16 protein-coding genes are annotated in these 21,925 nt (G+C 75.4%); 11 read left to right on the forward strand and 5 right to left on the reverse strand.

Annotated features, from left to right (window positions below; all coding sequences use genetic code 11):
- Window positions 1–25: 25 nt before the first annotated feature.
- Complete coding sequence (locus ABD330_RS16285) at window positions 26–1,021, reverse strand: Nif3-like dinuclear metal center hexameric protein (RefSeq protein WP_344465508.1); 996 nt, start codon at window positions 1,019–1,021, stop codon at window positions 26–28.
- Window positions 1,022–1,647: 626 nt separating this feature from the next.
- Between ABD330_RS16285 and lanL the strand changes: the two genes are divergently transcribed.
- The 6 genes from lanL to ABD330_RS16315 all read left to right on the forward strand — a co-directional run bounded on the left by lanL (window position 1,648) and on the right by ABD330_RS16315 (window position 11,103).
- Window positions 1,648–4,563 carry a class IV lanthionine synthetase LanL gene (gene lanL, locus ABD330_RS16290; RefSeq protein WP_344465511.1) on the forward strand — a complete coding sequence of 972 codons (2,916 nt, stop codon included), beginning with the start codon at window positions 1,648–1,650 and terminating at the stop codon, window positions 4,561–4,563.
- A 74-nt stretch (window positions 4,564–4,637) separates the two neighbouring features.
- Entirely contained in the window at window positions 4,638–6,758 is a 2,121-nt protein-coding gene (locus ABD330_RS16295; protein ID WP_344465513.1) for an alpha/beta fold hydrolase, read from the forward strand.
- A 154-nt stretch (window positions 6,759–6,912) separates the two neighbouring features.
- A complete protein-coding gene (locus ABD330_RS16300) occupies window positions 6,913–7,056 on the forward strand; it encodes a VenA family class IV lanthipeptide (protein WP_344465515.1) in 144 nt (47 codons plus the stop codon).
- A 203-nt stretch (window positions 7,057–7,259) separates the two neighbouring features.
- A complete protein-coding gene (locus ABD330_RS16305) occupies window positions 7,260–8,927 on the forward strand; it encodes an ATP-binding cassette domain-containing protein (RefSeq protein WP_344465517.1) in 1,668 nt (555 codons plus the stop codon).
- The gene (locus ABD330_RS16310; protein ID WP_344465519.1) at window positions 8,927–10,774 is read left to right on the forward strand and encodes an ATP-binding cassette domain-containing protein; all 1,848 of its coding nucleotides are present in this window, start codon (window positions 8,927–8,929) and stop codon (window positions 10,772–10,774) included. The genes ABD330_RS16305 and ABD330_RS16310 overlap by 1 nt, the downstream gene beginning before the upstream one ends.
- Window positions 10,775–10,947: 173 nt before the next feature.
- A complete protein-coding gene (locus ABD330_RS16315; RefSeq protein WP_344465521.1) occupies window positions 10,948–11,103 on the forward strand; it encodes a hypothetical protein in 156 nt (51 codons plus the stop codon).
- Window positions 11,104–11,195: 92 nt separating this feature from the next.
- Here the strand turns inward: ABD330_RS16315 and ABD330_RS16320 are convergent, their stop codons facing one another.
- Window positions 11,196–12,275, reverse strand: a complete 1,080-nt coding sequence (locus ABD330_RS16320; protein WP_344465523.1) for a Zn-dependent alcohol dehydrogenase — start codon at window positions 12,273–12,275, stop codon at window positions 11,196–11,198.
- A gap of 262 nt (window positions 12,276–12,537) precedes the next feature.
- Between ABD330_RS16320 and ABD330_RS16325 the strand changes: the two genes are divergently transcribed.
- The 5 genes from ABD330_RS16325 (at window position 12,538) to ABD330_RS16345 (ending at window position 18,327) form a co-directional block, all read left to right on the forward strand.
- Complete coding sequence (locus ABD330_RS16325) at window positions 12,538–13,851, forward strand: M48 family metalloprotease (RefSeq protein WP_344465525.1); 1,314 nt, start codon at window positions 12,538–12,540, stop codon at window positions 13,849–13,851.
- Window positions 13,852–13,991: 140 nt separating this feature from the next.
- The gene (locus tag ABD330_RS16330; protein ID WP_344465527.1) at window positions 13,992–14,657 is read left to right on the forward strand and encodes a class I SAM-dependent methyltransferase; all 666 of its coding nucleotides are present in this window, start codon (window positions 13,992–13,994) and stop codon (window positions 14,655–14,657) included.
- Between the two features lie 192 nt (window positions 14,658–14,849).
- On the forward strand, window positions 14,850–16,196 hold the full coding sequence (locus ABD330_RS16335) for a hypothetical protein (RefSeq protein ID WP_344465529.1): 1,347 nt from the start codon (window positions 14,850–14,852) through the stop codon (window positions 16,194–16,196).
- A gap of 7 nt (window positions 16,197–16,203) precedes the next feature.
- Window positions 16,204–17,235, forward strand: coding sequence for an N-acetylmuramoyl-L-alanine amidase (locus ABD330_RS16340; RefSeq protein WP_344465531.1), 1,032 nt, complete (start codon window positions 16,204–16,206; stop codon window positions 17,233–17,235).
- Window positions 17,236–17,346: 111 nt separating this feature from the next.
- On the forward strand, window positions 17,347–18,327 hold the full coding sequence (locus tag ABD330_RS16345) for a hypothetical protein (RefSeq protein ID WP_344465533.1): 981 nt from the start codon (window positions 17,347–17,349) through the stop codon (window positions 18,325–18,327).
- Between the two features lie 219 nt (window positions 18,328–18,546).
- Here the strand turns inward: ABD330_RS16345 and ABD330_RS16350 are convergent, their stop codons facing one another.
- From ABD330_RS16350 to ABD330_RS16360, 3 genes are all read right to left on the reverse strand, one after another.
- Complete coding sequence (locus ABD330_RS16350) at window positions 18,547–19,623, reverse strand: prenyltransferase (RefSeq protein WP_425555549.1); 1,077 nt, start codon at window positions 19,621–19,623, stop codon at window positions 18,547–18,549.
- Complete coding sequence (locus ABD330_RS16355; RefSeq protein ID WP_344465535.1) at window positions 19,620–20,378, reverse strand: class I SAM-dependent methyltransferase; 759 nt, start codon at window positions 20,376–20,378, stop codon at window positions 19,620–19,622. Before ABD330_RS16355 ends, ABD330_RS16350 begins: the two co-directional genes overlap by 4 nt.
- Before the next feature lie 89 nt (window positions 20,379–20,467).
- Window positions 20,468–21,781, reverse strand: a complete 1,314-nt coding sequence (locus ABD330_RS16360) for a glycosyltransferase family 4 protein (protein WP_344465537.1) — start codon at window positions 21,779–21,781, stop codon at window positions 20,468–20,470.
- Window positions 21,782–21,925 lie beyond the last annotated feature (144 nt).

A 21,925-nucleotide genomic window follows, 5' to 3' on the forward strand; every position in this document is an offset into this window, starting at 1 on the left:
CGCACGGCGTCAGATCATCTGGGCGTCATCTGAGCGGCGGTACGTCCTCACCACGCGGGCCGTCACCGGCCACGGGGGTACTGCTGGTCACGGGTGCACCGGTCGCGGTCGCAGCCGCTTCGGTCGCAACGCCACCGGTCGCAAGGGCATCGGCCGCAACGGCGTCGGCGGCGGAGGTGCCCGCCAGCGGGATGCGGGTCATCGGCGCGACGGCCGTCCACGGGTCGGTGACCCGGTGCGAGATCCGCGTCTCCAGCTGCCAGCCGTGCTTGTCCGCCGCCGCGCCGAGCCCGGCGGCGGCGAGCTTCAGCCACGGCCACTCGGTGGCCCAGTGCGCGGCGTCCAGCAGCGCGACGGGAGCCGTCTCGGTGGCCTCGGAGGCCGGGTGGTGGCGCAGGTCGGCGGTGACGTAGGCGTCGACGCCGGCCGCCCGGACCTCCGCGAAGAAGCTGTCGCCCGAGCCGCCGCAGACCGCGACCCGGCTGATCAGCCGGTCGGCGTCGCCGGCCACCCGGACGCCCGCAGCGGTGGCGGGCAGCCCCGCGGCGACCTGGGCGGCGAACGCGGAGAGCGTCAGCGGCGGCTCCAGGACACCGATCCGGCCGGTGCCCCGGCGGCCCGACGGGTCGGTCGGGTCGGCGATCAGCGGCCCGAGGACCCGCAGGCCCACCGCCTCGGCGAGGGCGTCGGAGACGCCCGGGTCGGCGTGGTCGGCGTTGGTGTGCGCGACGTGCAGGGCGATCCCGGCGCGGATCAGACCGTGCACCACCCGGCCCTTGAAGCCGGTCGCGGCGACGCTGGTGGTGCCGCGCAGATAGAGGGGGTGGTGCGTGACCACCAGGTCGGCGCCCCACTCCACGGCCTCGTCGACCACCGTCTGGACCGGGTCGACGGCGAACAGGACCCGGCTGACCTGGGCCTCGGGATCCCCGCAGACCAGGCCGACGGCATCCCAGGATTCCGCCCACCGCGGTGGGTAGAGCTCTTCGAGCGCGCTGATGACGTCGGACAGATTCGGCACCTGCTGAGACTACCGCGCGCAGCGGGCCGGACGGGCCTCGGCGATCCGCCGCCGGACCGGGCCAGGGCCGCGCCGGGGCCGCGCCGGGATCGCGCCGACGTCGTACGGGGGGTCGCACCGGAGCCGCACGGAAGCCACGCGGCGGCCGTGCCGGGGTGCCGCGCCGACGCCCCGTACAGCTGCGCGTCAACCGGCACGCGGAGCCGCGCGGAGCCCGACGGAGCCGGACGGCGGGCTGCGCAGGCCCTCGGTCGGCAGGCCCGCCATGGGGCTCCTGCCCACACCGGACGGGTCCCGCGCATTCGAAAACGAAGCCAGATCACCCTTACGAGTGAAGTGACCGGCTGGGCGTTGAGCAACACCCGTCCCGAAAGTAACTTCAGTGGTGCGAACGAGAGTTGCCCGGACCAGGGGGGTCGGGAAGGCACTCCGCCGAGCTTCATCCGTCCGGGCCCCGGGCGCTGCGCCGATCACGCGGAGCGCCGGTCGAGGGCCCGACCGGCGGACGTGCCCGGGGCGGCTCCCGTACTTCCGAAGACCGATCCAGCCGGGTGTCCGCGCAGCGGGCAGCACCGGCGACGCGACGAAGGGGTGTGAAGCAGATGGGGGCGGGCACACCGCTGCGCATGGCTGGGGGGCCGGGATCGGTGGCCGACGCGCCGGATGCGGACGGCACGTTGGTGGAGGTGGCGTGGGCGGCCGTGGCCGGTGCCGGGACCGGGGAGGTCGACGGGTGGGGGTTCACCGTCGAAGGCTTCTGGTGCACGGTGCGGCCGTCCACACCCGAGACGGCGCCGGGCCCGGCGCCACAGCCGCCGGCACCCGAGCAGGGCTGGAAGCTGCACGTCAGTGCGGCCTCCGCGGCGGCCTCGAAGGTGCTCGCGGCGGTCGCCGGCGTCCTCGCCGCCGACCCGTGCCCCTTCAAGTTCACCGCCGACCGGGAGAAGCTCCACGAGATCAACTCCCGGAACAGCGAACGCGGCTCGGCGGGGAAGTTCATCACCGTCTACCCGGCGGACGAAGCGCAGTTCCGGCGGATCGCCGAACGGCTGCACCTCGCCACCGAGGGCCTGCCCGGCCCCACCGTGCTCTCCGACCGGGCGTACGCGCCGGGCAGCCGGGTGCACTACCGCTACGGAGCCTTCACCGGCCGCGCCGAACTCGGCAACGACGGCGCCTACCGCTCGATGCTGACCGGACCGGACGGCACCAGGGCCGAGGACGTCCGCTCCGCGAGCTACCGCTGTCCGCCGTGGGCGGTCGACCCCGTCGAGGGGAGGGGGTCGACCGGCTCCGGCGCGGTACCGAGGGCCCGGACGGCCGGTGTGCTGCTGGGGGGCCGGTACGCGCTGACCGCCGCCGTGCGGCACAGCACCAAGGGCGGCGTCTTCCTCGGCCGGGACACCGTGAACGAGACGGAGGTCGTGGTCAAGCAGGCCCGCGCACACATCGAGGTGGACCGCTCCGGCACCGAGGCCCGGACCGCGCTGCGGCACGAGGCCGCGCTGCTGGCCCGGCTCGACGGGCAGCAGCTGGCACCGCACCCCGTCGAACTGGTGGAGCAGGGCGACTCGCTCTTCCTCGTGCAGGAACGGATACCCGGCCAACCGCTGGGCACCTGGGTCGCGTCCCGGCTGCGCCGTGACGGCACACCGGACGTGGACTGGGCCGAGGCCGGCCCGATGGCGCTGGCACTGGTCGACCTGGTCGAACGGGTGCACGCACAGGGGCTGGTGCTGCGCGACCTGTCCCCCGGCAACGTGATGGTCCGGCCGGACGGCGGACTCCGGCTGGTCGACCTGGAGCTGGCCGCCCCGGCGGGCGGCACGGCGGGTTCGGCCGGTACGCCCGGCTACCGGGCCCCCGAGCAGGGCCCGGCCAGCACCTCCACCACCGCCGCGTACAGCGCGGACCTGTACGCACTGGGCGGGCTGCTGTTCCTGCTCGCCACCGGACACGACCCGCTGCTGCCCGACGACCTCCCGGCGGCCCGCCCGGTCGCCGAACGCCTGGGCCGCTGGCTGGAGCTCGCCGCCCGCAGCGGCGGGACGGCGCAACGGCTGGCGCCGCTCGTCCTCGCCCTGCGCGCCGAGCAGCCCGAACACCGCTGGAGCCTCACCCAGGTCCGGGACGCGCTGGCCGACCCCGCTGCCGTACCGACCGCCTCCGGTGCCGTACGGACCGCAGACGACACCGCACCACCTGCCACCGGCACCACCCCGGCGGAGCGCGGAACCCCGGCCGAGGACGTGGTCGGCCGCCTGATCCGCGACGGCCTGCGGCACCTCGCCGCAGGCGCGACGCCCGAGCGGTCCGACCGGCTCTGGCCGGTCGTGCCGGCGGGACAGCTCACCGATCCGTGCAACGTCCAGCACGGCGCGGCCGGGGTGCTCGCCCTGCTGGCCCGCGCCGCCGTCACCCCCGCTCTCCCCGAGCCCGAGCGTGAACTCGCCCGGTCGGCGGCCCGGTCGGCCGCCGAGTGGATCGAACGGCGCTGCGCCGCCGAACCCGTGGTGCTGCCCGGGCTGCACTTCGGCCGGTCCGGCACCGCCTGGTCGCTGCTCGACGCCGCCGAGGCGCTGGCGGAGCAGGAACTGGCCGACCGGGCCGTCACGATGGCCCGCCGGGTGCCGCTGCACTGGCCCAACCCCGACATCTGCCACGGCGCGGCAGGCAGCGGCCTGCTCCAGCTGCGGCTGTACCGCGCGACCGGGTCGGCGCAGTACCTCGACCGGGCGGTCGAGTGCGCCCGGGGCCTGCTGGACGCAGCGCAGCGCGAGCCGTACGGCGTGGTCTGGCCCGTGCCGAAGACCTTCGACTCCGGTCTCGCCGGTGCGACCCACCTCGGCCACGGCCACGGGGTGGCGGGCGTCAGCGCCTTCCTGCTCGCCGTCCACGATGCCCTGCCGGGCAGCGAATCCGTGCTCAGCGATACCCCGCTCGGCGACACCAGGATCAGCGACACCAAGCTCCGCGACACCCTGCTCGCCGCTGCCCGGGAGGGCGCCGCGACGCTGGCCGCGACCGTCCGGTACGACGGCGCGGGTGCCTGGTGGCCGCAGAGCGCCGACGATCCGGCGGCCGTCAAGTTGGCGCACTGGTGCAGTGGTTCGTCCGGCATCGGCAGCTTCCTGATCCGGCTCTGGCGGTCGACCGGCGACGGTGACGCCCACGGGCTGGCGCTCGCCGCCGGGCAGGCGGTGCTCGACGGCCGGTGGCACAGCGGGGTCTGCGCCTGCCACGGCCTGGCGGGCAACGGCGAGTACCTGCTGGACCTGGCGGAGGCCACCGGCGAGAGCCGGTTCCGGGACGGCGCCGAGCAGCTCGCGGAGCTGGTCACGGCTCGGGCGGCGCTCCGGGACGGGCTGCTCGTCCTCCCGGACGAGACGGGCACCGGCTGCGCACCGGCCTACGGCACCGGCACCTCCGGCCCGCTCGCCTTCCTGCTCCGGCTCCGCCACGGCGGCCCCCGGCTCTGGCTCGACCCGCTCTCGGCGCCGGTACCGCTGCCGGTACCGCTGCCGGTACCGGACCGGCGATGACCCCGGGGCATCCAGCCCCCTCGTCCCCGTACCCCGTCCCTTCCACCACCCGACTCCCAGGAGGTGAGCCCACGATGAGCATCGCCACCCGCACCACCACAGCCCAGGCGCTGCGCCGGCTGAGCTTCACCTTCGCCTCCGACGGCTCGCACGCCGCCTGCCTGGCGGCAGGCGCCGACGGCGGCTGGTACGTGGAGAGTTGGCGGCTGCCCGCCGACGGACCGGCCCGGCCGACGGCACTGCCGCTGCCCGGCAACCGTTCGGAGAGCCTCCGCTCGCAGCTGGTCTCGCTGCCGGACGGGCGGGTGCTGGTCTGCCGCCACGACGGCGACCGGCACGACCTGGTCCTGCTGACCGGGGCCCCCGGCAACGTCCCTGGCAACCCCGACGGCGGAGCTGCGCCCGGCGCCGAGCAGCTGCTGGCCACCCTCCGGATGCCCGGGCTGCGGCTGCTGCCGATGCCCGGTGCCGGCCGGGCCGGCAACCTCCCGATCGCCCTCGCACTCGGCACCGACACCCAGCCGGTCACCACGGCCTGGCTGGTCTACGCCGACGGCTCGGAGCCCCGGCAGATCGCCGAGCTGCCCGGACTGCACGGGGGCGGCGTCTGGCTCGACCACACCGGACGGCTGCTCGCGCTGGACCGGGTCGCCTCGGGGGTGGTCAAGTCCGTCGCCTTCGACCTGGACCTCGGCCGGGTGACGCCGCTGCTGGAGATCGCCGAGCGCAGCAACGACCGGCTGGTGCTCTTCGATCCCGACACCCGGCTCGCCATGGTCCGCAGCGACGCCCCCGGCGCGGACCGGCTCGGCTGGGGTGTGCTGGGCGGCGCGGAGCCACTGCGCTTCCCGGAGTGCCTGCACGTGCCGGGGATGTTCCTGCGGCCGGTCGCCCTCGGGCCGGCCACCGGAACCGCTGCGGCGCCGTCGGGAGCAGGTGCGGTGCCCGGAATCAGCGCGGTGCGCGGGGCCGGTGCGGTGCCCGAGGCGCTCCGGGTGGTCCTCCAGATCGACCACGGCGCCGCCTCGGCGCTCGCGGTCTGGAGCCCCGCCGGGCACCGGCTCGACCCGCTGCCGGTGCCGCCGGGCCGGCTCGGTGCGGTCGGCCACTGGTCGGACACCGGCCTGCGGATGCCCTACTCCGCGCCCGACCACCCGGCGGCGCTCGCGACCCTCGACGTGGACACCCTGCTCGCCCTCGGCCCGGCCTGGGCCGGCGCGAGCGGCCCGGTCCCGCTGCGGCTCGCGCCGCTCGGACCGCTCGGGCCCGTCCGTACGGACGACCCGGTCGGCGGGCCCGGCGGCGGCCCGGCCGTCCGGTCCGGTGGTGAGCCCCAGGCCGGACCGGTCCGCCATGCACCACCCGGCTGGCGGCTGGACGGTAGCGCCGCCCCGGCCGACGGCAGCCGCTGGCACCCCGCCCGGAGCCTGGACCTGTCCGGCCCGGCGGGTCCGATCGAGGCCGTGGTGTACGGCGGCGAAGCCTGGCTGAGCGCCCGGCACCTGGTGCTCGCCCTGCACGGCGGCCCGGCGGACGCCTGGCGGCTGGAGTTCGACCCGGCGTTGCAGCGGATGGCGGCCGAGGGCCTGGCGGTGCTCGCGCCCAATCAGCGCGGCAGCACCGGGTACGGCGTCGAGCACGCGATGGCCATTCGCGGTGCCTGGGGCGGGCCCGACCTCGCAGACATCCTGCATCTTCTCGACGACCTGTCAGGTCAGCGTGCAGCGCTGGGACTTGAACCACCGTCGCTGTTCGGCGTGAGCTACGGCGCGTTCCTCGCCCTGCTCGCCGCCGCGCACGCGCCGGTCGGGCAGGTCAGCCGCTGCGCCGTGGTGGCACCGTTCCTGTCCGGCGCCCGGCTGCTGGCCGAGGCCGCACCGCCGGTCCGGGCACTGACCACCCGGCTGGGCGGAGCCGAGCCGATCGAGGACGCCCTCGGCCCACGGGACGCACTGCAACTCGCGTACCTGCTGAACGCACCGCTGCTGGTCCTGCACGGCGACCGGGACGAGGTGGTGCCGGTGAGCCAGTCCCGTTCACTGCGGCACGAGTTGCTGCGCCTGGGGCGGGCCGAGGGCGCCGACTTCCGCTACGTGGAGGCCGCCGGAGCCGGGCACGAGGTGCTGGCCGAGGAAGGGGCGGCCGTGCTCCACGAAGTGCTGGCCGCCTTCCTCCGCACCGGACGGCCCACCTGAGACTTCCCGGCCGGACGGCAGCCGCTGACGCTGCCACCGGGCCCGGGAGCAAGACCTGCGGTGGAGGGGTTCCGCCGCAGCCGCCACTCCTGAGTGGCATCACCACCGTCGGCCGCACCGTGCGGCCGGCGGACAACAAGGGGAGGACCCAATCATGCAGAACATCATGGACTTCGAGACCGACCTCGCCGCGCTGCAGGACCTGCCGGAGACCGAGTCCGTCGAGCTGACCGGCCAGGGCGGCGGCTGCCAGTACACCTGTCTGATCCTGACCTGCCTGATCTTCACCATCAGCTAGTAGCCGCAGGCAGGCAGACCGGCACCTCGGGCCGTGCCACACACCCTCGCCATGGGTGGGTGGCACGGCCCCGGCGCAACACCACCCGCTACCACCCGCCACACACCCAGCACCGCCCGCTCAGCACCGCCCGCCGTGCAGCACCCGGCGAAGCGCAACCCACCTCGACTCGACAACACTCGACAACAAAAAGGGGATACGTCATGCGCGGCTGGCCCCTGGTACTCACCCTGGCCGTTCCCGCCGAGGCCGCCGCCACGCTCGCCCTGCCGGGTACCGTCGCGGGCGCGGTCGACGCCTCGCTCGGCGGTGAGGCGACCGGGCCCGCCGTGCTGCTGGGCGCCGTCCTGCTGGCCGGTGCGGCGGCCGGGGCACTGGCCGCGGCGGCCGGCCCCGCCTGCACCGCCGACGCCACGGTGGCGCTCCGCAGCCGGCTGCTGCAGCACGTGCTGGCGGTCGGGCCCGCCCCGCACGGCCTGCCGAGCGGGGACCTGACCTCCCGCCTGGTCGGTTCGGCGGCGGACGCGGGCGGCGCCTTCCCGGCCCGGCTCGGCACGTTCACCGCCCTGCTGACCTCGCTCGGCGCCGTCGTCGGGCTCGGGGTGCTCTCGCCCTGGCTGGCACTGGCCTTCTTCGCCGGGGTGCTGCCCGGCATCGTGCTGATCCGGCTCTTCCTCCGGCAGGCCGGGCAGGTCTTCACCCGGTACCAGGAGGTCCAGTCCGAGCTCGCCGCCCGGCTGACCGGCGCGCTCGGCGGCCTGCGGAGCATCCACGCGGCCGGCGCCGAGGAGCGGGAGGCCGCCCAGGTGCTCGGCCCGCTGCCCGAACTCTCGGCCGCCGGGCACGCGTTGTGGTCCACCCAGCGTCGTACGGTCTGGCAGGCGACGCTGCTGGTGGCCGTGGTGGAGCTGGCTGTCCTCGGCACCGCCGGATGGCAGGTGGCGTCCGGCGCCCTGCCGCCGGGCGCTCTCGCGGCGGCGGCCGGCTGGGCCGCGCTGGGGGTGGGCTTCTTCGAGCAGGTCGAGGCGCTGGCCGGGGTCGCGCACGCCCGGGCGGGGCTGCTGCGGGTCGAGGAGGCGCTCGCGCGACCGGCACCGCGCCCGGGAACCCGTCAACTTCCGGACGGCCCGGGTGAATTGGTCTTCACCGAGGTCGTGGTCCGGGACGGCGGTGCCACCCTGCTCGGACCGCTGAGCCTCACCGTCCCCGGCGGTCGCACCGTCGCGCTGGTGGGCCGGTCCGGGTCGGGGAAGTCGCTGCTGGCCGCGCTGGCCGGGCGGCTCCGCGAACCGGACGGCGGGTCCGTCCTGGTCGACGGCGTCCGGGTGGACGAGCTGAGCGTCCCCGAGCTGCGGCGGGCGGTGGGCTTCGCCTTCGAGCGCCCGGTGCTGGTCGGCGCCACCGTCGCCGAGGCGCTGGAGGGCGCCGGTCCGCCGGAGACCCGCGCCGCACACGCCGACGGCTTCCTGGCACTGCTGCCGGACGGCCCCCGGACGCCTCCGGACGAGCTGCGGCTGTCCGGCGGCGAACTGCAACGCCTCGGCCTGGCAAGGCTGCTGGCCCAGCGACCACGGGTGATGGTGCTCGACGACGCCACCTCCAGCCTCGATCTGGCCACCGAGCACCAGGTCACCCGGGCACTGGCCGAAGCCACCCGGGGGCACACCCGGCTGATCGTCGCCCACCGCGCCGAGGCGGCGGCCCGGGCCGACCTGGTCGCCTGGCTGGACGCGGGCCGCCTGCGCGCCCTCGCCCCGCACGCCGAGCTGGCCACCGACCCCGACTACCGGGCCGCCCTGGTCGGCACGGCAGCGGGTCATCTGTCCAACCTCCCGCCCGGTCACCCGTCCGCTCCGCCGAAGGTCCGCTGATGGCCCGCCACCGCGAGTCCACCCGGGCGCCGGGCTGGGCCCTGCTCGCCAGCCAACTCACCAGCACCAGAAGCTCGTTGATCCGGGTGCTGGGCTGGTCGGGGGTGGAGGCGCTGCCCGCACTGCTCTCCGGCCTGCTGGTCTCGGCCGCCGTCGACCAGGGCTTCCTGGCCGGCCGGCCAGGCGTCGGCTGCCTCTGGCTGACCGCGCTCGGCGCGGCCTACGCCGTCCGTGCCTACGCCGCCCGCGCGGCCTTCCCGCACGTCGCAGCGGTGGTCGAGCCGCTGCGCGACGCCCTGGTCGTCCGGGTGGTGCGCGGAGCGCTCGCCCGGCCCGAGCCGGACCCGGCCGCCGTCGCCCGGCTGACCGAACAGGTCGAGTCCGCACGGCAGTTGACCGCCACCCTGCTGCGCACCCTGCGCGGCGTGGGGGTGACACTGCTGGCGGCCCTGCTCGGGCTGGCGCTGCTCGCACCCGTCGCGCTGCTGCTCGTCCTGCCGCCGCTGCTGGTCGGCGGACACCTCTTCGTACGGCTGCTCGGCCCGCTGGTGGCGCGGCAGCGGGCCGTGGTGCTCGCCGACGAGCAGGTCGCGGCGCAGACCGGCCGGGCCTTCGCGGGGCTGCGCGACATCACGGCCTGCGGCGCGCAGCAGCGCGTCGGCGACGCCGTCGAGGCCGCCGTCCGAGCGCAGGGCACGGCCGTCCGGGCGCTCGGCCGGGCGGCGGCACTGCGCTCGCTCTCGGTCGCACTCGGTGGGCGGCTGCCGGCACTGGCCGTGGCACTGGCGGCGCCCTGGCTGGTCCACGGGCACTGGCTGACCACCGGGCAGGTGCTCGGTGTGGCGACCTACCTGCTCCAGCAACTGGAGCCGGCCGTAAGGACATTGGCGGGCACGGTCGGCGGGTGGGTGCTGGAGCTCACCGTCGTACTCGACCGCCTGGCCGCGCTTCCCGTACCCGCATCCGCACCCACAGCCGGCGCACCCACCGACCCCGCCGATCCCACCGACGCCGGTGCTACGGTGCGGCCCGGAGCAGCCGGCCCGGCCGTCCGGGTCACCGGGCTGCGGCACGCGCACGGTCCGGCGGCGCAGCCCGTACTGGACGGCTTCGAGCTGGAGCTTGCGGCGGGCGAGCACCTGGCCGTGGTCGGCCCGAGCGGCGCGGGCAAGTCGACGCTGGCCGCGCTGCTGGCGGGTGTGCTGGCGCCGCAGCTGGGCGAGGTGTCGATCGGCGGGGTCCGGCCGCACGAACTCCCCGGCCCGCTGCGGGCCCGGCAGTTGGCGCTGGTGCCGCAGGAGGCCTACGTCTTCGCCGGGACGGTGCGGTCGAATCTGAGCTGGCTGGACCCGGAGGCCGGCGAGCAGCGGCTGGCCGAGGCGGTCGCGCTGCTGGGCGCCGCCGAGCTGGTCGCCCGGCTCGGCGGTCCGGACGGGGTGATCGCGGACCCGGCGGCGCTGTCGGCCGGTGAGGCCCAGCTGATCGCCCTGGTGCGGACGTACCTCTCGCCCGCGCCGGTGGTCGTGCTGGACGAGGCGACCTGTCATCTGGACGGCGCCGCCGAGGCCCGGGTGGAGGAGGCGTTCGCCGCCCGGCCCGGCACGCTGGTGGTGATCGCGCACCGGATCGGCTCCGCGCTGCGGGCCGACCGGGTACTGCTACTGGACTCCGGCCGGGGGCTGATCGCCCGGCACGGCGACCTCCAGGTGCTCTCGCCGCTCTACCGCGAACTGGTCGGGCACTGGCTGGGATCCGTCCCGGAGGCCCGTCCGGAAGCCCGTCCGACAGCCGGACCGGGGCCGGAACCGCAGGCCCCCGTCCGGGCGTCCGTTCGACCGAGGTCCTGACGATCTCGTTACACACACGTCCGACTCGGCCGCTATGGTGGCCCCCGAACAAGCCGTGACGCTCCCGGCACAGGCACGTCCCACACCGTCGGGCGTGCCTCGGCCCGAAGGACCGGCCGCCCCGCCGGCCTCGCTGATCAGCACCCCGCACCCGCACGGAGAAGACGAACCTGATGTCCGAAACCCTCACCGACTCCACCGAGCACGACAGCGCCACGTCCGGCGCCGACGAGGCCGCAGCCGTGGACGCCGCGCACGGCCGGCACCGGGGCGTGACCGCGTCCGACGACACCACGGAGGTCGACGCGCACGGCCGTCACCGCCGCTGAGTCGCCGGCCCGCCGGCCGGAGGGGCTGTCCTCCGGCCGGCGGGCCACCGCCGCCGAGCGGCGCCGGGCCCCTCGGCCCGGCGGGTTCACCGTCAGTCCAGCGTGATCACCGTCCGCAGCGCCTCACCGCTGCGCATCTGCGCGATCGCCTCGTTCACGTCGGCCAGCCGGACCCGGTGGGTGATCATGCCCTCCAGGTCGATCCGCCCGGCCCGCCAGAGCTCGGTCACCAGCGCGGCCGTCCGGCGGACGTCGCCGCCGCCGTACATCGACGGCAGGATCCGCTTCTCGTTGAAGAAGAGCTCGGCCATGCTGAAGCCGACCTGGTCGTCCCGTGCCCCCGCGCCGATCACGATCACCGCTCCGCCGCGCCTGGTGGCGTCGTACCCGGCCCGTACGGTGGCCGCGCGGCCGACGGCCTCGAAGACGTAGTCGTACCCGCCGGCCTCCAGCTCCCTGGCGACGGCCTTCAGCCCGTCCGGGGCGACGGTGTCGGTGGCCCCGAAGCCGAGCGCCCGCTCGCGCCGGGACTCCACCGGGTCGACCACGGTGATCCGCGCCGCGCCGCAGACCCGGGCGCCCTGGACGGCGGCGATGCCGACCCCGCCCGCGCCGATCACGGCCACCGAGGAGCCGGGCTCGACCCGGGCGGTGTTCACGGCCGCGCCCACACCGGTGGTCACCCCGCAGCCGATCAGCGCCGCCAGCTCGTACGGCATGTCGGCGGGCACCTTGAGCACACTGCCCGCCGGGACCACGGCCTCCTGCGCGAAGGTCCCGGTCCCGTAGAAGCCGGACGCCGCCACGGAGTCGCCGAAGCTGAACCCCGGCGCGCCGAGCCGCCGCAGGCTGCTGACGCAGAGGTGGCCCTGGCCGCGCAGGCAGTGCGGGCAGACCCCGCAGGGCGGCATCCAGCAGAGCACCACCCGGTCGCCGACCGCGACCCCGGCGACACCCTCGCCCACCTCGGTCACATCGCCGGCGCCCTCGTGCCCCGGTACGAACGGCGCGGGCTGCGGCAGCACCCCGCTCATCGCCGACAGGTCAGAGTGGCACAGGCTGGTCGCCCGCAGCCGCACCCGTACCTTCCCGGGCCCGAAGCCGACCGTCTCGACGTCGTCGCGGACCTCCAGCTTGTCCTGACCGGTCTCGTGCAGGATCGCTGCGCGCATCTGGCTTCTCCCGGGATCACGTAAGGGAAGCGCCTGGCGCTTCCGTCGGCCCGCTTGCTGCGGCCCCGTCAAGAGTGTCGTGCGAAGGGATCCCCGTCGAGAAGGCGGGTCGGCGGGCCGGGCGGGCCGGGCTCCCCGCGCCGGGGAGAACGGGTTCCGGAGCTCCCGTCCGAGGCGCCGGGACGGTGCGGCCGGGGCATCGGATGCCGCCCCTCCACCCCGGTTCCACCGGACCTTCACCAGGCTGGCATGATCACCCCTCATGCACAGACCCAGCGCCGCCCAGGCCGTCGACTGCCCCTCCTGCGGGAGCAGTCTGGACGTCGACGAACGCTTCCCCGCCTGGTGCCCCGGCTGCGAGTGGAACCTGTCGCCCGCCGCCGGACCCGCGCCGCACCGGACGCCGCGTCAGCAGCGCGGGCACCTGCGCGCCGCACGGCGGCGGGCCGCGCGCGAGGCCCTCGTCCGGGCCCGGGTGGAGAAGCTGTACGAGTCGCTGACCGAGGATCCGGCCCGGCGCCACGACGCGAACTGGTTCGGCGCCGCCGCCATCGCGGGCGCCGTCCATCTGCTGACGCTCGCCGTGTTCACCGGCTCGGTCCTGCTGGTCTGTGACGACCGCTGGCCGGTCCGCGTGCTGGGCGTGATCGGGGTGGTCGTCGCCGTGCTGCTGCGCCCGCGCCTGGGACGGGTGCGGAACGACGCGAACGCGCTGCGCCGCGACGAGGCTCCCGCGCTCTACGCCTTGGCCGACCGGGTCGCGGCGGCGGTGGGCGGCAAGCCCGTGGACGTGATCCGGGTGACCGGCGCCTTCAACGCCTCGTTCGGCCGTCTGGGCCTGCTCCGCCGGAGCGAGCTCACCCTCGGGCTGCAGCTCTGGACGGTGCTCACACCGCAGCAGCGGGTCGCCCTGCTGGGGCACGAGTTCGGACACGGCGTCAACGGCGACTCCCGGCGCGGCCTGTGGCTGGACTCGGCCCTCCGTACGCTGAGCACCCTGCACACCATGCTGCTGCCCGACCGGCGCGGGTCGCAGCGTGGCGCGATGGTGCTGTTCGCCCTCGTCGCGGGTGTGGCGCAGGGCCTGGTGTGCCGTCTGATCCGCGTGGTCCTGCGCCTGCTCCACCGGCTCACCTCCCGCTCCGGCCAGCGCGCCGAGTACCGGGCGGACATCCTGGCCGCCGAACTCGCCTCGACCGAGGCCGCGCGGGGCATGCTGGAGACGCTGCTGCTGGAGCAGAGCGTGCAGACCGTCCGCCTGCGACTGCGGGCCACCCCCAGACCCCGCCGCACGGGCGGCTCCGGTACGCAACCGCCCGCCGTCGACTTCTGGACGACGCTCGCCGAGCAGGTCGCCGACGTCCCCCCGCTGGAGCGCGAGCGGCTGCGCCGGCTCAGTGCCCGCGACCTCGGCGCGGTCGACGTCTCGCACCCGCCGACCCACCTGCGGATGCAGCTGCTCGACCAGCGGCCGAAGGGTCTGCCGTCCCTGGAGCTCGGCGACGCCGAGACCACCGCGATCGAGGCCGAGCTCGCCCCGGCCCGCAAGCGGCTGGCGGCGGCGCTGCTCGGCTGAGCCGCCCGACCGGACGGACGACCCGTCCGGAGAACCACCCGAAGAACACCCCGGAGAACCACCCGCAGCAACGCCCGCCCTACCGTCCAGTAGGGTCCAGCGCGAGGAACCCACGGCACACAGCAGCAGGGAGCAGCACCATGACCATCCCCCGGGAGAGCACCGGCCCGGCGCCCGAGGTGCTCGCGGCCTTCGAGGCGGCGACCGGCTTCATGCCGCTGGACGAGGGCCTGGCGCTGTACGCGGCGGCGGTCGGGGCGGCGGAGCGGACGGGTCTGCCGGTGCTGGAGATCGGCACGTACTGCGGGCGGTCGGCGATCCTGCTCGCCGACGCCGCCCGGGCCACCGGGACGGTCGCGCTGACGGTGGACCACCACCGGGGCTCCGAGGAGCAGCAGCCGGGCTGGGAGTACCACGACCCGGGCCTGGTCGACCCCGAGGTCGGCCGGATGGACACCCTGCCGCTGTTCCGCCGCACCCTGCACCACGCGGGCCTGGAGGACCACGTGATCGCGCTGGTGGGCCGGTCCCCGCAGGTCGCGGCCGTCTGGGGCGGCAAGCTGGCGCTGGTCTTCATCGACGGCGGGCACACCGACGAGCACGCCACCGGCGACTACGAGGGCTGGACGCCGCACCTCGCCGAGGACGGGCTGCTCGTGGTGCACGACGTCTTCCCCGACCCCGCCGACGGCGGGCAGGCGCCGTACCGGGTCTACCTGCGGGCGCTCGCGGAGGGCTTCGAGGAGATCTCGGTCACCGGTTCGCTGCGGGTGCTGCGCCGGGCGGGTGCCCGCAGCAGCGAGTGACGGACAGCTCGTGGCCAAGCTGCGCAGGCTCCTGCGGACGGCCCCGCCGATGCTCTAACGTCGATCCGCGACGACCGCTCCTCCGGGTGCCGCCGTACCGTCCGCCCGCCCGGGCCGGGTACGGTGTCGGCGAACACCCGGACGAGACGGCCGTCAACGGCGCGGGACGACAGCGGGGGCGAGGGCCAGGCTTTGACCGACCAGGACAACACCGCGCCAGCGGTCTGGGACCCCGCCGCGCGCGGCGGCGCGGGCGGCTGGGTACGGCGCAAGCCGTCCCCGGAGCAGTCTCAGCCGCCGCAGCCGCCCCAGCCGGGGTTCGGGCCTCCCATGACCCCGCAGGCGGCCGCCCAGGCCTTCCCTCCGGCCTTCCCCGGCCCCCCGGCCGGGGCCGTGGGTGACCAGGGCCCGCCGCTGGGCGCCCGCCCGTACTTCCCGCCCCCGCCCGGCCCGGCCGCCGCAGCCGCCCCGGCGGGCTACGGCTACCCCCAGGCGCCCCCGGCTGCCCCGGCTGCCCCGGCCGGCTACGGCTACCCCCAGGCACCGGCCGCTCCCCCGGCCGGCCCGCCCGCCAACGGCTTCCCGCCCGGCTTCGCACCCCAGCCCGGCCAGCCGCCGCACCAGGGCTTCCCGCCCGCCGCGTACCCGCCCGCAGGCGCCCCGGCCCCCGGTTTCGCACCCGCCCCGGACTTCCCGCCACCCACGGGCTTCCCGGCCGGGAACGGCTTTGCCCCTGGGACCGGCTTTGCCCCGGGGAACGGCTTCCCGCCCGGCAACGGCTTCCCGCCCGAAGAGGAGTACCGCCCGTACGAGGAGCTCGCCCCGTACGAGGAGGAGCGCCCTCGCAGCCGGACCCCGCTGTTCGTCGCGCTGGGTGTGGTGCTGGTCGTGGTCCTCGGCGGCGGCACCGTCTGGGCGCTCCAGGGCGGCGGCGGCTCGACCGCCCAGGCGAAGCCCGCCCCGGCCGGTCCCGCCTCGCAGGCGGCGCCGGCCCAGCCCGCCCCGTCGCAGCCGGGGACGCCGGACGGGAGCGCTCCGACCGCCTCGCCGAGCGCGTCCGCCTCGGCCAACGGCGCGAACGCCGCCACCGAGGCGAAGGCCGTGGACGACCTGCTCGCCCGGGGCGAGAGCGCCAAGGCGCCGATCGGCAACGCGGTGGCGAAGGTGGACAGCTGCCCGGCGAAGGCCGAGGTGGACAGTGCCGCGCAGGTCTTCACGGACGCCGCCTCCCAGCGCGACCAGCTGATCAGCGACCTCGCCAAGCTCAACCTGGCCGACCTCCAGGGCGGAGCCGACGCCGTGCAGTCGCTGAAGGCCGCGTGGCAGCAGTCCGGGGACATCGACCGCGCGTACGCTGCGTGGGCCCACACGGTCAGCAGCCAGGGCTGTGCGGGCGGCTCCGTGCCGAAGACCGCCGACCTGAAGCGGGCCAACGACCTCAACCCGCAGGCCACCCAGTCCAAGAAGGACTTCGTGGCGAAGTGGAACCCGCTGGCGGGCACCTTCAACCTGACAGTTCGCACCTGGGACAGGATCTGAACCGCACGTGACCGGCACCACTGACGAGCGCCCCGGCAACCGCCGCTCGACCCGCTTCCGCCTGACCGTCCTGGTCTGCGCCGTCCTGCCGATGTCCTTCGCGGGCTGGCTCGGCTGGCAGGCCCTGGCCGGACAGCAGCCCGCCAGGACGGCGGCCGGCCCGGTGCCGGGCGCGGTACCGGCCCCGGTCACCGCGCCCTCCGGCCCCACGGCCGGCCCCACGCCGACGCTCACCCCGACCCTCACGCCGACCCCCACGCCGACGGCGTCCCCGGCCCCGGCCGGGACCGCGACGGCGGGCCCGCTGACCGGCCGTACGGTGCTGATCGACCCCGGGCACAACCCGGGCAACGTGAACCACTCCGCCGAGATCAACAGCCAGGTGGACGTCGGCAACGGCCACAAGGAGTGCGACACCACCGGGACGTCGACCGACGCGGGCTACAGCGAGGCCGACTACACCCTCGACGTCTCGCGCCGGGCCCGGACGATCCTGCAGGCGCTCGGGGCGAAGGTGGTGTTCACCCAGGACGGCGACCGGCCGTGGGGGCCCTGTGTCGACGAGCGGGCCGCGATCGGCAACGCGGCGCACGCCGACGCGGCGGTCTCGGTGCACGGCGACGGCGCACCGGCCTCCGGCAGCGGCTTCCACGTGATCATGCCCGCCGAGGTGACGGCCGGGAAGGCGGACACCTCGGCCATCGTGGCACCGTCGCACCGGCTCGGGCTGCTGCTCCGCGACAGGTTCAAGGCCGCCACCGGCGAGCCCTACTCGGACTACCTCGGCGAGCAGGGGCTCGACACCCGCAGCGACCTGGGCGGGCTCAACCTCTCGCGGGTGCCGAAGGTGTTCATCGAGTGCGGCAACATGCGGAACGCGGGCGACGCCGGGCGGATGACGGACCCGCAGTGGCGCCAGCGGGCCGCCCAGGGGATCGCCGACGCGCTGGCGGCCTTCCTGAGCACCGCTCCCACCGGAACGAACCCCGCCGGAACGGCCCCTGCGGGCACCGGTTCCGGCGGTGTCTCCGCGGGCTGAGCCGACCCGCCCGGAGCCCGATCCGGAGGCCGCTGTGCATCCGGCAGCGACTTGGCCATAGGCTTTTGCCCCGTTACCGCCGTCCACGACACACCAACGAGGGGAACGTTCGTGAATCTGCGCGCTCTCACCAGGGGAGACGCCGCCGTCGCAGGTGCGGCCGTCCTACTGCTCATCTCTTCCTTCCTGCCCTACCGCTCCGTCTCCCTCTGCATCCTGAAGAGCTGCACCACCGTCAGCTCCAGCGCCTGGACGTCGGGGCTCCTGCCGATCCTCCCGTCGGTGTTCCTGCTCGGGCTCGCCGCCGCCGCGCTGACCCTGCTTCAGCACTTCCAGGGCGAGAGCGCGAGCACCCGTCAGGTGCTCGGCCTGCGGCTGGACCAGTGGGGCATCGCCCTCGCGGTCGCCGCCCTCTGGACCTCGGTCTGGTCGCTCGGCGCCGGCAACCTCGGCATCGGCGCCTACCTGGCGTTCCTCGCGCTGCTGGTGCTGGCCGGCGCCGCGGCCGGCGGCCCGCTGGTGCCCGCGCTGAAGGCCCCGCTGCTGAGCGACAAGCCCGCCGCGCCCCAGGTGCAGGGCTACCCCGGCGCCCAGGGCGGCTACCCCGGCGCCGGCCAGCAGGGCCAGCCCGGTCAGCAGCAGCCCGGCCAGTACGACTACGGCTACCAGCAGGGCGCGCCGATGGGCCAGGGCCAGCCCCAGGCGTACGGCGGCCAGCCGCAGCAGCCGCAGCCCGGCGGGTACGAGCCGCAGGCGGGCGGCTACGGCTACCCCGCCCCCGGCCAACCGCACGAGCAGCTGCACCAGTCCCCGCTGCCCACGCCGGCCCCGGCACCCGCGCCGACGCCCGCTCCGGCGCCCGCGCCCACCCCGGCGCCCGCTCCGGCCGCCGACTTCGCGCCGTTCTGGTTCGCCGTGCCGGTGCCCCGTCAGCTGACCCCGAAGGACAACCCGGCCGGCCCGCCGGTCGGCGAGCTCGTCCCGGGCACCTGGTACCTCGCGGTCGAGCAGCGCGGCGCGGCCCTGGTCGCCCAGCTCCAGGACGGCACCCACGGCCTGCTGAGCGACACCTCGGGCATCCAGCGCGGCTAGCCTCCGGCTGGGGAGCGCCACATCGGGGGCGCGGAGAACTGTGCTGCCGTAAAGGGCTGATCGCGCAGTTCCCCGCGCCCCCTTTTCGTTACCCATACGCGTTCGGAAACCACAGCAGGGGCGCGAGGAACTGCGCGCGCAACCGTGCATCTTCGTCGTGCCTCGGTCGCGCCGTTCCCCGCGCCCCTGCTGTGGTTGCTCGGCTGCACGGCGGAGCCGCTAGCAGCAGTCGCCGACGACCAGCCCGCTCGGCAGCTGCTCGCCGCCGAAGACCGCGACCGTCGCCGGGTCCCCGCCGAGCGCCGCGACCGCGAGCAGCAGTGCGCCGGCCGTCCAGGTGGTGCGCTCCTCGGGCCAGATCGCGTCGTCCTCGAAGACGTACCCCGTCCAGTACGAGCCGTCGGTGTGCCGCAGGTGCTGGATCCAGCGCAGGATCTCCACCGCGCGGTCCGACTGGCCCACCGCCCAGAGGGCGAGGGCGAGTTCGGCGCTCTCGCCGCCCGTCACCCAGGGCCGGTCGCTGACGCACCGGACGCCGAGGCCGGGCACGACGAAGCGCTCCCAGTCCTGCTCGATCCGCTGCTCCGCCGCCGCTCCGCGCAGCGCGGTGCCCAGGACGGGGTAGTACCAGTCCATCGAGTAGCGGTCCTTGTCGAGGAACCGCTCGGGGTGCAGGGCCACCGCGTGGCCGAGCCGTCCGGCCGCCAACTCCCAGTCGGGCTGCGGCTCTTCGAGGTACTCGGCGATGGCGAGGCCGCAGCGCAGCGCGTGCAGGATGCTGGAGGAGCCGGTGAGCAGCGCCTCCTGGGGCGCGGTGCCGTCCTCGTCCAGCCGCCAGGCGATCGGGCCGCCGGGCAGCCGCAGCGCGACGGTGAAGTCGAGCGCACGGCGGACGGTGGGCCAGAGCCACTCCAGGAAGGCGTCGTCCCCGGAGCTGAGGTGGTGGTGCCAGGCGCCGACGGCTATGTACGCGCAGAAGTTGGTCTCCTTCGACGCGTTGGTCACCTCGCCGTCCGGTCCGCCGTGGCCGTAGGAGTAGGCCGCGTACCAGGAGCCGTCCGGGTTCTGGCGGGAGGCCAGCCAGCGGTAGGCGGCCTCGGCGGCGGCGTGCTCGCCCGCCGTGTCCAGGGCCATCGCGGCCTCGGTGTGGTCCCACGGGTCCAGGTGCCCGCCCCGGAACCACGGGATCGCGCCGTCGGCCTGCTGGTCGGCGAGGATGCTGCGCACGGTGGCGGCGGCCTGCGCGGCGTCCAGCACGCCGTCCAGCAGCAGCGCCTCGGGGACGGCGGCGGTCACGCCCCGGCCTCGTCCACGAGGTGGCCGGCGGGACGGTTCGGCTTGGTGGCGTACGCGACGAAGCTCTTGCCGATCGCCGGGTTGAGCGCCTTCTCGGCCGCCTTCAGGACGGTGCTGATCACCGGGGTGCCGACGATGTCCCAGACCAGCAGCTGGTGGTACGCCTTGACCGGGAGCGCCTTGTCGTTGTCGACGCCGACCGCGCACTTGATCCACCAGTACGGCGAGTGCAGCGCGTGCGCGTGGTGGGTGCCGTACGGGTTCAGGCCTGCCTCGCGCAGCTTGTCGAGCAGTTCGTCACCCCGGTAGATCCGGATGTGGCCGCCCTCGTTGGCGTGGTACTCGTCGGAGAGCGCCCAGCAGATCTTCTCCGGCAGCCAGCGCGGCACGGTCACGGCGAGCACGCCGCCCGGCTTCAGGACGCGGACCATCTCGGCCAGCACGCCCTTGTCGTCCGGAATGTGCTCCATCACCTCGGAGATGATGATCTTGTCAAAGCTCTCGTCCTCGAACGGGAGCGCCAGCGCGTCACCCTCCATGGCCACCGCCGAGGCGCCGGCCGGGGCCTCGCCGGCCTCCTTCATGGCGGCGAACCACTTGCGCACCTCGGCGATCTCGTCGGCGCTCTGGTCGAGGGCGACCACGTCGGCGCCGCGCCGGTAGCACTCGAACGCGTGCCTGCCCGCACCGCAGCCCAGGTCGAGCACCCGGTCGCCGGGGGCGAGCGGGAAGCGGGAGAAATCGACGGTCAGCACTGCGGGGCTCCCATTCGTTGCTGCTGTACTTCTGCACTTCGGTACTGTGGTGCCGCACTTCCCTGCGGTACCGCTGAGTTGACGCTGCGTCAGGCGACGTAGCGCCAGCCCGCCCCCGCCCGGGCGCGCCGCCCGGCCCCGGTGGCGATGGCCGCACGGTAGCGGTCGGCGGTCAGCTCGGCGGCCCGCTGCCAGGTGAAGCCGGCCAGCACCCGCTCCCGTCCCGCCACGCCGAGCGCGGCCCGCAGCTCGGGGTCGTCCAGCAGCCTGCCGAGCGCGGCGGCCAGCGCGCCGGCGTCGCCGGGCGGCACCGCGAGGCAGGTCTCGCCGTCCGGGCCGGACACCTCGGGGATCGCCCCGCCGGTGGTGGCGACCAGGGCGGTGCCGGTGGCCATCGCCTCGGCGGCGGGCAGCGAGAAGCCCTCGTACAGCGAGGGGACGCAGGCGACCTCCGCCGAGCGGTAGAGGTCCACCAGCTCCTGGTCGGTCAGCCCGCTGCGGAACTCGACGGCCGACTCCAGCCCGAACCGCCGGACGGCCTCCGCCACCGGCCCGTCCGCACGCTGCTTGCAGACCACCACCAGGTGCGCCTCGCGCTCGGTGCGGAGCTTGGCCAGCGCCTCGATCAGGTAGACCAGCCCCTTGAGCGGGACGTCCGCGCTGGAGGTGGCCACGATCCGGCCGGGCACCACGGCGATCTCCTCGGAGGGTGACCAGAGCCGGGTGTCCGCGCCGATCGGCACCACCGAGATCGCGCCGGGGGCGGCCCCCAGGTGCTCGGCGATCTCGGTCTTCGAGCTGCCGGAGACGGTGATGATGTGCTCCAGCCGCCGGACGACCCGGCGCTGCATCCGGGTGAAGGCGTACCAGCGGCGCAGCGAGAGCCGTCGCAGCGCGGTCGGCGCGGCGTCCAGCTCCAGCTGCCGGTCGACGGTGACCGGGTGGTGCACGGTGGTGACCAGCGGGAAGCCGTGCCGCTCCAGGCCGAGCAGGCCGTAACCGAGGGTCTGGTTGTCGTGGACGACGTCGTAGCGGCCCTTGTGCCTGGCGAGGTACTGCCGGGCCCGCAGCGAGAAGGTCAGCGGCTCGGGGAAGCCGCCGGTGCGCATGCCCGCGACCTCCAGCACGTCCACCAGGCCGCGGTACTCGCCGAGCGCGGGCGTGCGGAAGGGGTCGTCGGCGCGGTAGAGGTCGAGACTGGGCAGCTCCACCAGCCGGACCGATCCGGGGCCCTCGACCTCGTCCAGCACCGGGAAGGGCTGGGCTCCGATGACGTCCACGTGGTGGCCGAGCCGGGCGAGCTCGCGCGAGAGGTGGCGGACGTAGACACCCTGGCCGCCGCAGAAGGGGTCACCCCGGTAGGACAGCAGGGCGATCCGCAGCGGGGGCGGCAGCGCGGTCATCCTGGGCTCCTGTCCCTACCTCACCCGAGCGGACACCGGCGGTAAAGTAGATCACGTTTCATGGTGGTGCGGAGTGGTTCGGAGCTCATCGTTGGGCAAGTGAACAATGAGAGACCTCGAAGATACCGGCCCGTAGCTTCCCCT

Origin of the sequence: Kitasatospora kazusensis, from assembly GCF_039529945.1 — a bacterium.
GTDB classification, from domain to species: Bacteria; Actinomycetota; Actinomycetes; order Streptomycetales; family Streptomycetaceae; genus Kitasatospora; species Kitasatospora kazusensis.

What these genes read in the sequence shown, in the direction of transcription:
- lanL (WP_344465511.1), top strand. Translation starts at nt 1,648, where the DNA reads ATGGCTGGGGGGCCGGGATCGGTGGCCGACGCGCCGGATGCGGACGGC.
- ABD330_RS16295 (WP_344465513.1), top strand. Translation starts at nt 4,638, where the DNA reads ATGAGCATCGCCACCCGCACCACCACAGCCCAGGCGCTGCGCCGGCTG.
- ABD330_RS16300 (WP_344465515.1), top strand. Translation starts at nt 6,913, where the DNA reads ATGCAGAACATCATGGACTTCGAGACCGACCTCGCCGCGCTGCAGGAC.
- ABD330_RS16305 (WP_344465517.1), top strand. Translation starts at nt 7,260, where the DNA reads ATGCGCGGCTGGCCCCTGGTACTCACCCTGGCCGTTCCCGCCGAGGCC.
- ABD330_RS16310 (WP_344465519.1), top strand. Translation starts at nt 8,927, where the DNA reads ATGGCCCGCCACCGCGAGTCCACCCGGGCGCCGGGCTGGGCCCTGCTC.
- ABD330_RS16315 (WP_344465521.1), top strand. Translation starts at nt 10,948, where the DNA reads ATGTCCGAAACCCTCACCGACTCCACCGAGCACGACAGCGCCACGTCC.
- ABD330_RS16320 (WP_344465523.1), bottom strand. Translation starts at nt 12,275, where the DNA reads ATGCGCGCAGCGATCCTGCACGAGACCGGTCAGGACAAGCTGGAGGTC.
- ABD330_RS16325 (WP_344465525.1), top strand. Translation starts at nt 12,538, where the DNA reads ATGCACAGACCCAGCGCCGCCCAGGCCGTCGACTGCCCCTCCTGCGGG.
- ABD330_RS16330 (WP_344465527.1), top strand. Translation starts at nt 13,992, where the DNA reads ATGACCATCCCCCGGGAGAGCACCGGCCCGGCGCCCGAGGTGCTCGCG.
- ABD330_RS16360 (WP_344465537.1), bottom strand. Translation starts at nt 21,781, where the DNA reads ATGACCGCGCTGCCGCCCCCGCTGCGGATCGCCCTGCTGTCCTACCGG.